The organism is Actinoallomurus purpureus (assembly GCF_024055795.1).
GTDB lineage: Bacteria > Actinomycetota > Actinomycetes > Streptosporangiales > Streptosporangiaceae > Actinoallomurus > Actinoallomurus purpureus.
In genome coordinates this window covers 251801-266201 of sequence record NZ_JAMXMY010000004.1, presented here as the reverse complement: position 1 = coordinate 266201, position 14401 = coordinate 251801, and the positions used below count along the sequence as shown (strand labels likewise).

The following is a 14401-nucleotide window of genomic DNA, read 5'->3' as shown; positions in this document are numbered from 1 at the left end:
GCACCGGACGGCCGATCCGGGACGTCCGACCGGTCCGGGGAGGTGTCAGATCCGGGGCGCCTGGCCGGTCCGGGGGGGTGCGTCAGAGCAGGGGCGTCCGGCCGGGGTTCTGACCCGCCCGGGGGTGCGTCAGATCCAGCCCGCCTCCGTCGCGATGCGGGCGGCGTCGGTGCGGTTGCGGGCGCCCAGCTTGTCGACGACGGCCGTCAGGTAGTTCCGTACGGTCCCGGCCGACAGGTGGAGCCGCTCGGCGATCTCGGTCGCCTCGGCGCCCTCGGCGGCCAGCCGCAGCACGTCCGTCTCGCGTGGAGTGAGGGGGTTGTCGGCGAGGTCCCACGCGGTGAGGGCGAGGCTCGGGTCGAGCACGCGCCGTCCCGCGGCGACCGTCCGGATCCCCGCGACCAGCTCGTCCGGCGGCGCGGTCTTCAGCAGGAACCCGCCGGCGTGCGCGGTCAGTGCCCGGCGCAGGTGACCGGGCTTGCCGTGCCCGGTCAGGATCAGCGTCCGGCACTCCGGGTGCGCCTCGTGCACGGCGGCGGCCGCGGTCAGGCCGTCGGCACCGGGCATGTCGATGTCCAGCACCGCGACGTCCGGGCGGTGCCGCAGCACGGCCGGCAGCACCTGGTCGCCGCGGTCCACCTCCGCCACCACCTCGAGGTCCGGCTCCAGGGACAGCAGCGCGGCCAGGGCGCCGCGGACCACGTGGTGGTCATCGGCCAGCAACACCTTGATCACAGGGTCATGTGTACCAGGACCCGTCACGGGCCTGACCATGACGAGATCACGGTTGGCTCGTGATCACGTCTCTGGCCCGGAAAACCCCAGCTCACGAGACTTGTCGGCATGGATGACGTCGTGATGATGAACGCGGTGAGCAAGGTGTACGGGAAGGGCAGGAGCGCGGTCGCCGCGCTCCGGGAGGTGTCGGTCGGCATTCCGCGCGGCCGGTTCACGGCGGTGATGGGGCCGTCCGGGTCGGGCAAGAGCACGTTCCTGCACTGCGCCGCCGGGCTGGACACCCCGACGTCCGGCACCGTACGGCTCGGCGGGACCGAGCTGTCGGGGATGAACGAGACACGGCTGACGGAGCTGCGGCGCCGGCGGGTCGGGTTCGTGTTCCAGGCGTTCAACCTCGTCTCGTCGCTGACGGTGGAGCAGAACATCACCCTTCCGCTGCGGCTGTCCCGTACGAAGGCGGACCGCGCGTGGCTGACGGAGATCGTCGCGCGGGTCGGGCTGGCGGAGCGCGTCGGGCACCGGCCGGCCCAGCTGTCCGGCGGACAGCAGCAGCGCGTGGCGATCGCGCGTGCCCTCGTGACCCGGCCGGAGGTCGTCTTCGGGGACGAGCCCACCGGGGCGCTCGACACGATGACCGCCCGCGAGGTGCTCGCCCTGCTGCGCGAGACGGTGGACGGCATGGGACAGACCGTCGTCATGGTCACCCACGACCCGGTCGCCGCGTCGTACGCCGACACCGTGCTGTTCCTCGCCGACGGCCGCATCGCCGACGCGATGGACGCCCCCACGAGTGACAAGGTCGCCGCCCGCATGACCCGGCTTGGAGCGTGGAACTGATGCTCGGACTGGTCCTGAACACCCTGCGGCACCGCAAGGCCGGGTTCGCCGGCGCGTTCCTTGCGCTGTTCTGCGCCGCCGCCCTCGTGTGCGCCTGCGGCATCCTGCTGGAGACGGGACTGCGCGGCACCATCGCCCCCGAGCGGTACGCCGGCGCGCCCGTCCTCGTCACCGGTGACCAGTACGTCCACCAGGACAAGATCAAGAAGGGCAAGGTCAAGCACAAGGCCAAGACGATGGCCGAGCGCGCCTGGCTGCCGGCCTCCACGGCGGATCGGCTCCGCTCCGTACCGGGCGTGACCTCGGTGGTCACGGAGGTCACCTTCCCCGCGGAGATCCCCGGAGCCACTGCGGCCGGATCGCTGGGGCACGGCTGGGAGTCCGCCGCGCTGACGCCCTTCACCCTGCGGGCCGGCCGTCCGCCGTCCGCCGCCGACGAGGTGGTGATCGACGCCGCCACCGCCCGTGCCGCGCGGCTCGGCCTGGGCGCGCGGGTGACCATCGCGTCCGCCGCCACGACGAGTGCCTACCGGGTCGCCGGCGTCACCCGCGAGGCCCTCCCACACCAGACGGCGCTCTTCTTCTCGACCGCGCAGGCACGGCGGCTCGCCGGGCGGCCTGGCGCGGTCAGCGCGATCGGCGTGTTCCCGGCGGCCGGTGATCGGGACGTCGCGGACCGGGTCACCGCGGCCCTGCGGGGGACGTCCGCGACCGTGCACACCGGCACCGACCGCGGGCCGACCGAGTTCTGGGACGCGGAGAAGGCCCGCATCAAACTCATCAGCATGGGCGGTGCGCTCGGCGGCACCGCGCTGCTCGTCGCGATCCTCGTCGTCGCCGGCACCTTCGCCCTGTCCATCCAGCAGCGCGAGCGGGAGATCGCCCTGCTGCGCGCCGTCGCCGCGACGCCGCGCCAGATCCGCCGGATGATCGGCCGCGAGGCACTGATCGTCAGCCTCGGCGCCGGTGCGCTCGGCGCGGCCGCCGGTCCCCTCCTGGGCTTCTGGCTGCGCGACCGCTTCCGTTCCCTCGGTGCCCTGCCGCCGACGCTGGACCTCGTGCTCAGTCCCTTCCCGCTGTTCGCGGCCGTGCTCGCCGCCCTCGCGGCGGCCTGGGCGGCGGCCCGCCTGTCCGCCCGCCGCTCGGCGCGGATTCGGCCCGTGGAGGCGCTCGGCGAGGCCGCGCTGAGCCGGCCCCGTACCGGACTGTCCCGCATCCTGGCGGGCCTGGCGTTCCTCACCGGCGGCGTCGTGCTCACGCTCGTCCTGTCGTCGCTGCGGACGGAGGCGGCCTCCAGCCCGGTCACCATGCTCACCGCCATCGTGTGGACCGTCGCCGTCGCCCTGCTCGCCCCCGTCATCGCCCGCGTCGCCGCCGCGCTGCTGGGCCCGCCCCTGCGGACGTCCCCGATCGGCGGCCATCTCGCCGCCGCCAATCTGCGGAGCCGCTCGCGCCTGGTCGGCTCGGTCATCGCCCCGCTCACCCTCATGGTGGGCCTGACGTGCACGATCCTGTTCGCGCAGACGACCATGGGCCACGCCGCCACCGCGCAGGCGAACACGGGCACCATCGCCGCCCACGTGCTCGGCCCGAAGGTGCCCACCGCGGCCGCCGACGCGTTCCGGCGCACCCGAGGCGTCACGACCGTCACCGAGGTCGTGCACAGCACCGTACGCGTCGGCCTGGAGAACTACGGCGTCCAGGGCGTCACGCCCGCCGGGCTCGCCCGCACCATGGACCTCGACGTACGGTCCGGCTCACTGAACGGGCTGGACGCCGGCACCATCGCGGTCAGCGAGACCGCCGCCGCCCGGCTCGGCGTGCGCGTCGGCGGCCAGGTCCGCATGACGCTCGGCGACGGCACTCCGTTCGCGCCCCGCGTCGTCGCGGTGTACGGCCGTGGCCTCGGCTTCGGCGACCTGACCGTCGCCCACGACCTGCTCGCCGCCCACGTCGACGACCCCCGCGCCGACGCGGTGCTGGTCGCCGGTCCGGCCGCGGCGGACGCCCTCCGGTCGGCGGTCCGGCCGTACCCCGGCGTCGCCGTCCTCGACCAGGCCACCGTGACGAAGAACAGGGCCGCGGCGAACGCCGAGGTGAACTACGTCGCCATGGGGCTGATCATCGCCTTCACCGGCATCGCGGTCGTGAACACCCTCGCCATGGCCACCGCCGACCGGACCCGTGAGTTCGCCCTGCTGCGGCTCGTCGGTACCACGCGACGGCAGGTCATGCGGATGCTCCGCTGGGAGACGCTGGCGGTCGTGTCGACGGCCGTGATCCTCGGCACCGTCGTCGCCCTGGTCACGCTGACGGCCTTCGCCGCCGGCATGGTCGGGTCCGCGGCGCCGTACGTCCCGCCGGTCACGTTCCTGGCCGTCATCGGGACGGCCTCGGCACTCGCGCTGATCGCGACCGTCCTGCCCGCCCGCCTCGCCCTCGCCGCCCGCCCCGCCGACGTCATCGGCTCCCGGGAGTAAGTGATGGCCCCGAGGAAAATGGTTTGTCCCACCGGATGGGGACCCTGTTGGCTCGGCAGCATGGCTGAACTGCGTACGGATCGCCTCCTGCTCCGTCCATGGCGGGACTCCGACCTTGAGCCGTGGGCGGCGATGAACGCCGATCCCGAGGTTCGGGAGCATCTGGGCGACCTGCTCACCCGTGAACAGAGCGACGCCTCAGTGGCACGTTTCCAGGCCGAATTCGGCGAGCGGGGCTACGGGTGGTGGGCGGTCGAAGTGCTGGCCACCGGCGAGTTCATCGGCTTCGCGGGCCTGGACCAGGTGGATGACGACATGCCGTTCACCGGGGTGGAGATCGGCTGGCGGCTCGCCCGCGCGGCTTGGGGCCACGGCTACGCGACCGAGGCGGCCCTGGCCGGCTTGGCCTTCGGGTTCGAGACCCTCGAACTTCCCGAGATCCTCGCGGTGACGACCGCCACCAACCTCCGTTCCCAAGCAGTGATGCGCCGGATCGGCATGACCCGAGACTCCGCCGATGACTTCGACGACCCCACCGCGCCCGAAGGGCCGCTGCGCCAGAGTGTGCTGTATCGGATCCGCCGGTGATGTTGGGACGTGATCAGCAACCCGGCGGACCTTACCGGCCAGAGCATCAGCAGTAGATGCCGAGGGCCTTCTTGATGGCGGCCGGGGCCGCGTGCATGTCCGACGCGGCACACAGGTGGTCCATACCGTAAGTGATCCCACGCCATGCGCCGTCGTTGTAATGCAGCACCACCCGCGTCGGATCGGACGTCACAGTGGTGAGTTGGACATGAGCGGTCGCCCAGCCGTGGTCGCACACGATCGGGCCGGTCACGCGGTACTTCTCCGGGTTCGTCTCCGCCTGCAGGACCGTGATGACCTGCGCGGCCGACGGACAGAGAGCGGCCGGTGCCGACGCGATCGAGGCGGGGGAGACGGTGTGCCGCCGAGGCGGGTGGGCGTTGCCGCCGCAGGCCACAAGCCCGCCGGCGCAGGCGAGCACCATGAGGGGGAGCATTGGCCGGAACATCGAACCTCCCGGGATCGATCGGACCACCGACGCGTCCGACCGTACGCCATCGTTGATCGTTACGGCGGGCGTCCGGGTCAGCCCACCGCGGGGAGGTCGCGGCGGGGGACGAGGAGGTCGAGGTCGGCGCGGGTGACGCCGGCGCGGTCGGCGAGCTCGTCACGGCCGGTGCCGGAGTCGGCGACGAGTTCGATCGCCCTGGTGAGCATGGTGGGGCGTTCGAGCGGCCTGCCCGGTCCGGGCTCGTTGCGCCGCCAGCCGCGGGCACTCATGACGCTCATCGCGTTCCGGTACGTGCTCTCCTTCATGATCCCGAGAGAGCGTGCGCGGTAGAGCAGCGCCGCCATGCTGACGCCCCACGTCGACTTGAGCTCGGCGAGGTGCGCCCAGTCGGCGGTGCTGGGGAGCTGGTGGGCGATGACCACCTCGGGCATGAGGAACTCGGCCGCGAACCGGTGGGCCTGATCTTCAATGATCTTGCTGCCCGGCTCGGCGTCGGCGTGCATGACCAGGTGCCCGAGCTCATGCGCGCCGTCGAACCGGTTGCGCCAGTAGTCGCCCTTGGCCGGATTGAACAGCACCATCGGGCGCGGGTGGGCACCGATGCTGAACGCGTCGACCCGCTCGGTGGACGGAGGAAGGACCAGCACGATCACGCCGTGCTTCTCCAACAGCCGTACCAGGTGCGGGATGGGGCCCGTGTCGCCCACCATCGACGCGCGCGCCAGCCGGGCGGCCTCGACCGGGCCGGGCCCGGCGATCTCCTCGGGAGACACCGGCCGTTCGGGCAGCTCCGCGTGGGGCAGCTCGACGAGCTCCTCCAGGGCGGTCACGATGTCGGCCGCGATCCGGCCGTGGGCGAGCGCCTGGTCGCGTTCGATCTGGGTCGTGGACCGCAGCGACCGGAAGTGCGCGGTGTCCAGGGACACGGCGCCACGTCCGGCGCGGAAGAACTCGACCGGCACCCCGAGCGCGAACGCCAGCCGCGACAGCGTCTTCTCCGACGGCCGGTGCACGCCGGCCTCGTACTGGCCGATGGCGGTGGGAGTCGTCCCCACGACCTGGGCCAGCTGGTTCTTGCGCATGCCGCGCAGACGCCGCGCCAGCGTCAGCCGGTCGGCGTCGAACAGCAGCCGTGCCTCGGCGAGCCGCCGGGCGGTGTGTTCGGAACGCTCGTCGGTGGTGCGGTCGTTCATCCGCCGGCCGCACGCCGCCGGTGGAGCCGCATGGGGACGTCGGCCTCGTCGTCGGCCCACAGGGGCGGCGTGGACTCGACGAGCCTACGGCGACGATCGACGCCGAGGGCGTCGTCGGTCAGCTGCCGGAGCCAGTGCCAGGCCGGGCCGCCGTCGGCGTTCAGGCGGGGACGGCCCAGGAACAGCTCCATCTCCAGCGGCTCCTCGGTCGCGCTGTGCGCGAGGACCAGCGTCACGACGTCGTCCGTGTCGCGTACGGGCCCGAGGCCGAAGTCCAGCACGAGCTGCGGGTCGTCGGGGAACTCCTGCCGCGCGACCGCCTGCTTGGTGGGGCTGTCGCGGTCCCACCGGATGGCCCGCGCCGCGCCGAACTCATGCCGCTTCAGCAGGATCCGGTAGCGGCCGTACCGCCAGCCCGGTGAGCCGTTCAGGTCGTGTCGGGTGACCATCGCCGCGAGCGGATCGTCGTCGGCGTCCGCCGCGGCCTCGCCCACGCGGAAGACCCGGTCGAGCTGGGTCTCCAGCACGTCGAACGCGCCGGTGCCGAACGACCGCTCCTTGAACCCGGCCGCCCGGCTCATCGAGCCGAACACGGCGAGCGTCGCCTCCGTGTGCGCCTCACGCAGCGCGTGCAGGAACCCGGCCTCCAGCAGCGTGCCCCACGCTTCCCGATCCTCCGACATGCGTTGGACTATAGATGTTCCCAACGCCCCGCGCGCAAAAATGAAGTCCCCGGCGCGTCGGTCGCCTGACCTGGGTGATCAGCCGGTGCGAGGTCTTCAGGCGGACGTGGGGAGGCCGCCGGGCACCACGGCCATGGTGCCCGGCGACGGGTCGATGCCCGGTCAGTTCCAGTGGCCCACGGCGGCGGTCTCGGCGACGTACTCCTCGAAAGGTCGGGGCGGCCGGCCGAGGGCCCGTTCCACGCCGTCGGAGACCGCGCCGCCACGGCCGTCGCGGATGCCCACGAGAATGCCGGTGAGCAGGCGCGCGACCTCCGGTGGGACGCCCGCGGCGACCTGATGTTCGACGAAGACCTCGGGGTCGACGTCGACGTGGCGGATCGTGCGCCCGGTGGCCTTTGCGATGAGGTCGGCGGCCTCGCCGAAGCTGATCGCCCGTGGGCCGGTGAGCAGGTAGACCTCGCCGCTGTGCCGGTCTTCGGTCAGCGCCGAGGCGGCGACCTCGGCGATGTCCTCGGCGTCGATGAACGGCGTACGCCCGTCCCCGGTGGGCAGGGACAGGGCTCCTGCGCGGATGCCCTGCAGCCAATGGCTCTCGCTGAAGTTCTGCGCGAACCAGTCCGGTCGCACGATGGTCCAGTCGACGCCGGACCCGCGTACGGCCTGCTCTGCGGCGTGGAGGGGATGGTCGTCCTGGCCTGCGGCGGGGGCCGACAGCAGCACCAGCCGCCGCACGCCTGCGGCAACCGCCTCGGCCACGAGTCCGGGGATGCGCTCCTGGCGATCTGCGCTCGCCGCCTGCAGGTCGGGCTCGATGAGGTAGGCGGCGGTGACGCCGTCGAGCGCGGGTGCCCAGGTCGTCGGGTCGCCCAGGTCGAAGGAGACGTCGCCGGCGGTCCGGGACGCCGCCCGTACCGGGCGGCCGGCGGCCCGGAGGCGCCGGGTGATGCGGCGACCGGTCTTGCCGGTGCCACCGAGGATGAGGATGTCCTTCATGCCGTCCAGCGAACCCCACGGCCTCGAAGACGATCCATGGGAGACCGTCGGCGATGCATTTGTGATCGTCTACCGTGTGTGGCCATGGACGTCCTGAGCGATCTGCTGCACCGTGCCCGCGCCAGGAACGCGCTGGTCAGGCAGATGATCCAGCGTCCACCGTGGTCGCTGACGTTCGCCGATGCTCCTCCGCTCACGGTCGTGGCCACTCTCGGCGGCCACGCGTCGATTCGGCTCGACGATGGTGAGCCCGTACATCTCGCCGCGGGCGACATCGCCCTCATCAGCGGGGCCGGTTCGTACACGATCGCCGATGGCCCGGGCACCCCACCCCAGATGGTCATCCGCGAGGGAAGGAAATACGTCGTAGGCGGGGGCGAGGTCCCGGCGGGAGCCCACCGGAGTCTGGCCCCCCGTACCTACGGCGACGGTCTCCCCGGAGCCACGATCATGCTCCGGGGGGCGTACGAACTCCGCGGCGACGTGGGCGACCGCCTCATGGAAATGCTCCCGCCGTTGGCGGTCGTGCCCGCCGGGCCGCGAACCCGGGCGGCGCTGGACCTGCTCGCCGTCGAGGTCGCCTGCGACGAACCCGGCCAGGACGCCGTCCTCGACCGGCTGCTGGACCTCGTGCTCGTGGTGGCGTTGCGAGCATGGTGCGCCAGACCGGATGCGACGCCGCCCGCCTGGTATGGGGCACTGGCCGATCCCGCCATCGGCGAGGCGCTGCGTCTCCTGCACGAGGACCCCGCCCACCGCTGGACGGTCGCCGCGCTGGCCGGCGAGGTCGGCATGTCCCGCGCCGCTTTCGCCGCACGCTTCACCGGCCTGGTCGGCGAGCCCCCGCTCACCTACCTCACGGGCTGGCGGATGACCGTGGCGGCGGACCTGCTGCGTGACACCGACGCGACCGTCGCGGCCGTTGCCCGCACGGTCGGGTACGAGGATCCCTTCGCCTTCAGTGTCGCGTTCAAGCGCACCCACCGCGCCAGCCCCTCGATCTGGCGCCGCGGCCAGCTGGACCGTTCGGTTCCCTGAGTGGGGAACGGGTCGAGTCTCACCGGGCGGCCACCCTAGGCCGCTAAGGCCGGCGACACCGGAGAGACGCCTGCACTCTGGGTGCTCGCCTCCGCCGGGCCGGCCGTGTCTTCTGAGCACTTTTAATGACGTTCAACAAATTTGATTCTCATCGAAACGTTCAGAAGGCAACCCGTTGCCGTGCGCTGCGGGAGCGCTATGGTCGGCGACGTGGCGGATGGTCGTGGACGGCGGGTGCTGTACGTCGTCGTCTGCGCCGCGCCCGCCGCCGCCGACGTCGAGACGATGGTGCGGCTGGCTCAAGAGGCGGATTGGTGCGTGTGCGTGATCACCTCGCCGATGGGACGGCGGTTCGTCGACGCCGACCGGCTGGCCGCGCTGACCGGTGAGCCCGTGCGCAGCGAGTATCGGATGCCGGGTGAGCCCAACGAGTTGCCTCCCGCCGACGCAGTGATCGTTGCCCCTGCGACGTTCAACACGATCAACAAATGGGCGAGCGGAATCGCCGACACCTTCGCCGTCGGACTGCTGTGCGAGTTGACCGGCTTCGGCGTCCCGATCGTCGCTGCTCCGCTGCTGAAAGACGCCCTCGCCCGTCATGTCGCGTTCAAGGCGAATGTCGATGCGCTGCGGTCGATGGGGGTCCGGGTGCTGTTCGATCCGGCAGCGCCGCCGCATGCCCGCATGCCACCCTGGGAACAGATCCTCGCAGAGCTTCACGCCCTGCTGGACAGCTGACCCCCAGGCGAAAGGCACAGCGTTGGACGCTCGCGCCGAAATCGGCCGCCGCGTCGCACGCGCAAGAAGGCGGCGTGGCTTAAGCCAGACCGTACTGGCCGAACTGGTCGGCCGCTCGGAAAGCTGGCTGAGCCAGGTGGAGCGGGGCCTGCGTACGATCGACAGCCACTCGGTACTCATCCGGCTCGCCGAAGTGCTTAGCGTGGAGATCAGCCAGCTGACAGCACACGAGACGGATACAGAGATAGTGAAGTACGAGCCGGTGGCGGGCATCCGCGATGTCATGGCGCGTTATGGCGCACTTCCTGGCGTCATCAACGCCAGCGCATATGTCGGCCGTGCCCCGAACGTGCACGGGTTGGACCGCGAGATGCGTAGAGCCAACCGCCTCTACCAAGCGGCTCGCTATGACGAAGTCGGTCGGCTGCTGCCTGGACTCATCGACGCGGTAGAGCAGGCACGCCTGACATGTGCCCTCGCCGAACGGCGGACGGTGGAGACCCTACGGGCTCTCACCTATCACTCGGTGACGATGACGCTGAGCCGCGTCGGGGATGCCGAACTCGCATGGATGGCAGCCGATCGATCGATAGCCGCCGCCGAGGCGGCTGAGCGCCCTCTCCTCGGTGCGGTCAGTGCCTACCGGCTCGGGTACGTCCTGATCCGCCTCAAGCAGGTGGGCAATGCCGAAGACCTTCTGATGCGCGCCGCCGACGCGCTCTCCTCGACGCGCCGTAGCAAGCCGCCGGCGTTGTCCGTGCGTGGCGGTCTCTATCTGGCGGCGGCCACCGCGGCGGCCACACGTTTCGATCGGGCCGGCGCTGATCGGCACTTGGCGATGGCGCGAAAGGTGGCAGGGAAGGTCGGGGCCGATCGCAACGATTTCTGGTCGGCGTTCGGGCCGACCAATGTGGTCATTCACGAGGTATCGACCGCAGTGGCCTTCGGGGACGCCAAACTCGCGCTTGAACGCGGCGAGTCACTCGACCTCGATCGGCTTGGGCCCGGTCTCCGCGGGCGTCGTGCTCAGGTCTTTCTCGATATGGCGCGAGCGTACGCGCAACAACGCAAGGACGCCGCGGCCGTGAACACTCTGCTTCGGGCCGAGCGGGTATCCCCGGAGCTCGTGCGATATGACCAGCGCACGAACGACCTGCTCACCGAACTGGTGCGGCGGGAGCACCGTGCCAGCACGCCAGAACTCCGCGGTCTGGCGCACCGGGCAGGAGCCATCTGACCCGCACTCCGGTGCGGCGTTTTTGCCCTCACCTCGTTGCGGGTCGCGGTCGGTCTCCGCTCCTAACGTCACTGACGTTCCAGAGTGAGACAATTACCGACCGTGACGGAGGGCCGATCGATGAACGCGAGCCCCGAGCCCGAACACCACCTACCACCCGCCGCGCAAGAGCATCTCGAACGCCTGGCAGCCGCCCTCCGCGCTCGCGGTTTCACGGTGACCGTGACGCCGCCCGCGCTGGCCGTCCGCAATCCCGATACCGACGCGACGCACGCGACCGTCAGCAACGGCCTGGCTCAGGCGGTCCTCCTGCGGGAGGACGCCGGGCGGTGGGTCTGGTGCTGGGTCTGGCCCGGGCTGCGGCCGGCCAGGCGCGGCGACCCGGTACCGCCACCGGAGATCGAGCCGATCGGCCCGGCCGAGGACATCGCCGAGACCGCCCGTCTCATCGCCAAGGTCATCCGGATCGACGAGCCGACCGGGACGCCGCGATGACCCCGGCATACACCCATCGGCAGTCGGCCGGTGACCCGCCGCATCCCCAGGCCACGACGCGTGCCACCGTCCCCGACACCTCGCCGGTCGCCATCGCGCAGGCCGTACAGAGCCAATGCCCCGGGTGGCTGGTCTTCTGGTCACCATGGCGGCGAACGTTCACCGCGATCGCCTGCTTCACCCGCGACCCCGTACTCATCGACGCGCGGACGGTGAACGAACTGCTGGACGCCATGCGCGCGATCGAGGCGGCCGCCGGAGCCGGGAGTCGATGAGCATGGACAATGTTCCGGTAGGCGAGCCGCCCCACGGCTGGGTCCGCGTCGCTGATGACGTATGGGGCGTCCCATTGTGGAAGCGCCAGGCCGAGCCCTTCTACGTCGCCACCCGCGACACGGACCAACTTCTGTTCATCGACGCCGCGCTGGCCCGATTCCGGCGCTTGATCGGGAGCGATGGCGCCCGGCGTTGACAACACCGATCAAAACCTGCTTTAACTCTATAACTATGGATGTAGATAAAGATGGTTCGCCGTCGCCGATCGAGTTCCGGCTCGATCCCGGCTCGGGGGTGCCGACCTATCTCCAGCTGGTGCAGCAGGTGGAGCAGGCGCTGCGGCTGGGGTATCTGCGGCAGGGTGATCAGCTGCCGAGGGTTAAGGACGTCGTCGCCGGGTTGGCCATCAACCCGAACACGGTGCTGAAGGCCTACCGGGAGCTGGAGCACCGTGGCCTGGTGGCCGGACGGCGGGGGATCGGCACGTTCGTCGAGGGCACCTTGGACCGGGTGGGCCTGCGCGAACAAACGGCGCTGCACAAGAGCATGCTGGCCTGGATGCGTACGGCGAGCGAGGCCGGCCTCGACGAGGACGGCATGGCCGCGCTGTTCACGGCCGCGTTGCACGACCTGCGCCAGGGCCGTGACGGCCGGACGGATGAAGGAGACGGCGGCGGCCGTACGGGGGTGGTCGCGTGAGCGCGGGCGTCGCGATCGAGACCGCGGGGCTCGGCAAGCGCTACGGGCGGACCTGGGCGTTGCGGGACTGCTCACTGGCCATCCCCGGCGGGCACGTGGTCGGTCTGGTCGGCCCGAACGGCGCGGGCAAGACGACGCTGCTGAGCCTGGCCGTCGGGCTGGCCACGCCGACCACCGGGCAGGTACGGGTGGCGGGGGGCATGCCCGCGGGATCTGCCGCCGCGCTGGACGCGGTCGCCTTCGTGGCCCAAGAGGCGGCGCTGTACCGCAACCTGTCCGTGGCCGACATGGTGCGGGTGGGGCGCAGCCTGAACCGGCGATGGGACACCGGGCGCGTCCAAGCCCGTTTGGCGGAGCTGGGCATTCCACTGAAGAAGAAGGTCGGCGCGTTGTCGGGCGGTCAGCGGTCTCAGGTGGCGCTCACCCTCGCTCTCGCCAAACGCCCGGAACTACTGATCCTGGACGAGCCGCTGGCCGCCCTGGACCCGGTCGCGCGGCATGACTTCATGGCGGCGTTGATGGCGGCCGTGTCGGAGGACGGCGTCTCGGTGGTGTTCTCCTCCCACGTCGTTGCGGAGCTGGAGCGGGTCTGCGACTACGTGGTCGTCGTGCACGATGGGCGGATCCAGGTGTCCGGTGAGGTCGAGGAACTGGTGGCCGGGCATCACGTCCTGACCGGTCCGGCCGAGCAGGCCGACGTCGTCGCCCAGCGGTTCCCGGTCGTACGGGATCGGCGCGCCTTCGCGCAGGCTCACCTGCTGGTCCGCGCCGCCGACCCGTCCGCCGCGCCGCCGGGCTGGCAGCGGCAATCGGTCGGGCTGGAGGAACTGGTGCTGGCCTACATGCGTGAACCGTCGGCCTCGGTGCTCCCCGGCCCGAAATCCGCACCCGGCGAACAGGTGGCCTGCTGATGACGACGGTCGATTCATCGGTTCCAGGCCGCGGCGGCGCGCTGCCCCGGCTCGGCCTCGCGTGGGTGACCTGGCGCCAGCACCGGTTCGCCTTCTACGTCCTGCTGGGGATGCTGGCCGGCTTCGCCGTGCTGATGGTGGACGGTGGTCTGCAGGCCCGTTCGACTTACGACCGGCTCGGGCTGGCCCGGTGCACTTCCTTCGCCGGCGGCCGCTGCTTCCAGCTCCGCGACGAGCTGTTCAGTTGGTACCCGGCCCAATTGCCGTTCCTGTTCCTGCTGCTGCTCCCCGCGGCGTTCGGCGCGGTCATCGGGGGGCCGCTGATCGGGCGGGAGTTGGAGACGGGCACCTACCGGTTCACCTGGACCCAGGGCGCCGGGCGCACCCGCTGGCTGCTGACCAAGCTGTTCCTGATCGCCTCCGTGCTGGCCGCGGTGGCGGAGGCCTATGGGGCCCTGTACACCTGGTACAACGCTCCCCTGGACCACGTCATGCGCTTTGGATTCGGCGACTACCTCGGCTTCGAGCTCGGGGGAATCGTCTTCCCGGTCCAGACGCTCCTGGCGTTCACGGCCGGAGTGTTCGCCGGCCTGCTGACCCGCCGCACCATGGTCGCGGTCGGCGCGGTCTTCCTCGGCTCGTTCGGCCTCATCGCGGCGCTCGTCTTCAAGCTTCGCCGGTACTACATGACGCCACTCGTCACCGCGGGCAGGATCGGCCCGCGTGACTGGGTGGTCGGCAGGGCGTACGTGGACCCGACTGGCCACCTGCTCGACACAGGCCAGAGTCACATCCTGTTCACGAAGTATCTGGCGCAGCTCCCGTCGTCCAGCGACGGGCCCTCGGTCTCCTACAGAGACTGGCTCCAGGCCCGGCACTACACCATCGTGACCAGCTATCACCCCGCCGGCCGGTTCTGGACCTTCCAGTTCATCGAGGCCGGCTGGATGGGCCTGCTCATCCTGCTGCTGGGCATCGCCACCGTCTGGCTGGTCCGTCGCAGGATCGGCTGACTCGACGCCCATTCGCCGCATCGGCCGG

The 14401-nt window shown here is 71.2% G+C and carries 17 protein-coding genes; 12 read left to right on the top strand and 5 right to left on the bottom strand.

Going from position 1 to position 14401, the window contains the following annotated elements; all coding sequences use genetic code 11:
• Positions 1–129: 129 nt before the first annotated feature.
• Entirely contained in the window at positions 130–735 is a 606-nt protein-coding gene (locus tag NE236_RS10845; protein WP_252841760.1) for a response regulator transcription factor, read from the bottom strand.
• Between the two features lie 108 nt (positions 736–843).
• On the opposite strand from NE236_RS10845, the gene NE236_RS10840 reads away from it, so the two are divergent.
• Genes NE236_RS10840 through NE236_RS10830 form a run of 3 tightly spaced genes read left to right on the top strand, consistent with a single transcriptional unit; the run spans position 844 to position 4643 of the window.
• Positions 844–1575, top strand: coding sequence for an ABC transporter ATP-binding protein (locus NE236_RS10840; RefSeq protein WP_252841759.1), 732 nt, complete (start codon positions 844–846; stop codon positions 1573–1575).
• The gene (locus NE236_RS10835; protein ID WP_252841758.1) at positions 1575–4055 is read left to right on the top strand and encodes an ABC transporter permease; all 2481 of its coding nucleotides are present in this window, start codon (positions 1575–1577) and stop codon (positions 4053–4055) included. Before NE236_RS10840 ends, NE236_RS10835 begins: the two co-directional genes overlap by 1 nt.
• Positions 4056–4115: 60 nt before the next feature.
• The gene (locus tag NE236_RS10830) at positions 4116–4643 is read left to right on the top strand and encodes a GNAT family N-acetyltransferase (RefSeq protein WP_252841757.1); all 528 of its coding nucleotides are present in this window, start codon (positions 4116–4118) and stop codon (positions 4641–4643) included.
• 46 nt (positions 4644–4689) lie between these two features.
• On the opposite strand, the gene NE236_RS10825 is transcribed toward NE236_RS10830, so the two are convergent.
• The 4 genes from NE236_RS10825 to NE236_RS10810 form a co-directional block, all read right to left on the bottom strand.
• Positions 4690–5091 carry a hypothetical protein gene (locus NE236_RS10825; RefSeq protein ID WP_252841756.1) on the bottom strand — a complete coding sequence of 134 codons (402 nt, stop codon included), beginning with the start codon at positions 5089–5091 and terminating at the stop codon, positions 4690–4692.
• A gap of 77 nt (positions 5092–5168) precedes the next feature.
• Positions 5169–6287, bottom strand: coding sequence for an XRE family transcriptional regulator (locus NE236_RS10820; protein WP_252841755.1), 1119 nt, complete (start codon positions 6285–6287; stop codon positions 5169–5171).
• The gene (locus NE236_RS10815; RefSeq protein WP_252841754.1) at positions 6284–6970 is read right to left on the bottom strand and encodes a hypothetical protein; all 687 of its coding nucleotides are present in this window, start codon (positions 6968–6970) and stop codon (positions 6284–6286) included. The genes NE236_RS10820 and NE236_RS10815 overlap by 4 nt, the downstream gene beginning before the upstream one ends.
• Positions 6971–7132: 162 nt before the next feature.
• Positions 7133–7966, bottom strand: a complete 834-nt coding sequence (locus tag NE236_RS10810; RefSeq protein ID WP_252841753.1) for an NAD(P)H-binding protein — start codon at positions 7964–7966, stop codon at positions 7133–7135.
• 84 nt (positions 7967–8050) lie between these two features.
• On the opposite strand from NE236_RS10810, the gene NE236_RS10805 reads away from it, so the two are divergent.
• From NE236_RS10805 to NE236_RS10765, 9 genes are all read left to right on the top strand, one after another.
• On the top strand, positions 8051–9004 hold the full coding sequence (locus NE236_RS10805) for an AraC family transcriptional regulator (protein ID WP_252841752.1): 954 nt from the start codon (positions 8051–8053) through the stop codon (positions 9002–9004).
• A gap of 198 nt (positions 9005–9202) precedes the next feature.
• A complete protein-coding gene (locus NE236_RS10800; protein ID WP_252841751.1) occupies positions 9203–9742 on the top strand; it encodes a flavoprotein in 540 nt (179 codons plus the stop codon).
• A 22-nt stretch (positions 9743–9764) separates the two neighbouring features.
• Positions 9765–10979, top strand: coding sequence for a helix-turn-helix domain-containing protein (locus NE236_RS10795; RefSeq protein ID WP_252841750.1), 1215 nt, complete (start codon positions 9765–9767; stop codon positions 10977–10979).
• 120 nt (positions 10980–11099) lie between these two features.
• Positions 11100–11474: a hypothetical protein gene (locus NE236_RS10790; protein WP_252841749.1), complete on the top strand. Its 375-nt coding sequence runs from the start codon at positions 11100–11102 to the stop codon at positions 11472–11474.
• Positions 11471–11749: a hypothetical protein gene (locus NE236_RS10785; RefSeq protein WP_252841748.1), complete on the top strand. Its 279-nt coding sequence runs from the start codon at positions 11471–11473 to the stop codon at positions 11747–11749. Before NE236_RS10790 ends, NE236_RS10785 begins: the two co-directional genes overlap by 4 nt.
• A 2-nt stretch (positions 11750–11751) precedes the next feature.
• The gene (locus NE236_RS10780) at positions 11752–11946 is read left to right on the top strand and encodes a hypothetical protein (protein WP_252841747.1); all 195 of its coding nucleotides are present in this window, start codon (positions 11752–11754) and stop codon (positions 11944–11946) included.
• A gap of 35 nt (positions 11947–11981) precedes the next feature.
• Positions 11982–12449 (top strand): GntR family transcriptional regulator, encoded by a 468-nt coding sequence (locus tag NE236_RS10775; RefSeq protein ID WP_252841746.1) that lies wholly within the window; start codon positions 11982–11984, stop codon positions 12447–12449.
• Positions 12446–13360, top strand: coding sequence for an ABC transporter ATP-binding protein (locus NE236_RS10770; protein WP_252841745.1), 915 nt, complete (start codon positions 12446–12448; stop codon positions 13358–13360). The genes NE236_RS10775 and NE236_RS10770 overlap by 4 nt, the downstream gene beginning before the upstream one ends.
• Entirely contained in the window at positions 13360–14373 is a 1014-nt protein-coding gene (locus NE236_RS10765; protein WP_252841744.1) for an ABC-2 membrane transporter-related protein, read from the top strand. The genes NE236_RS10770 and NE236_RS10765 overlap by 1 nt, the downstream gene beginning before the upstream one ends.
• The last annotated feature ends 28 nt before the right edge of the window (positions 14374–14401 follow it).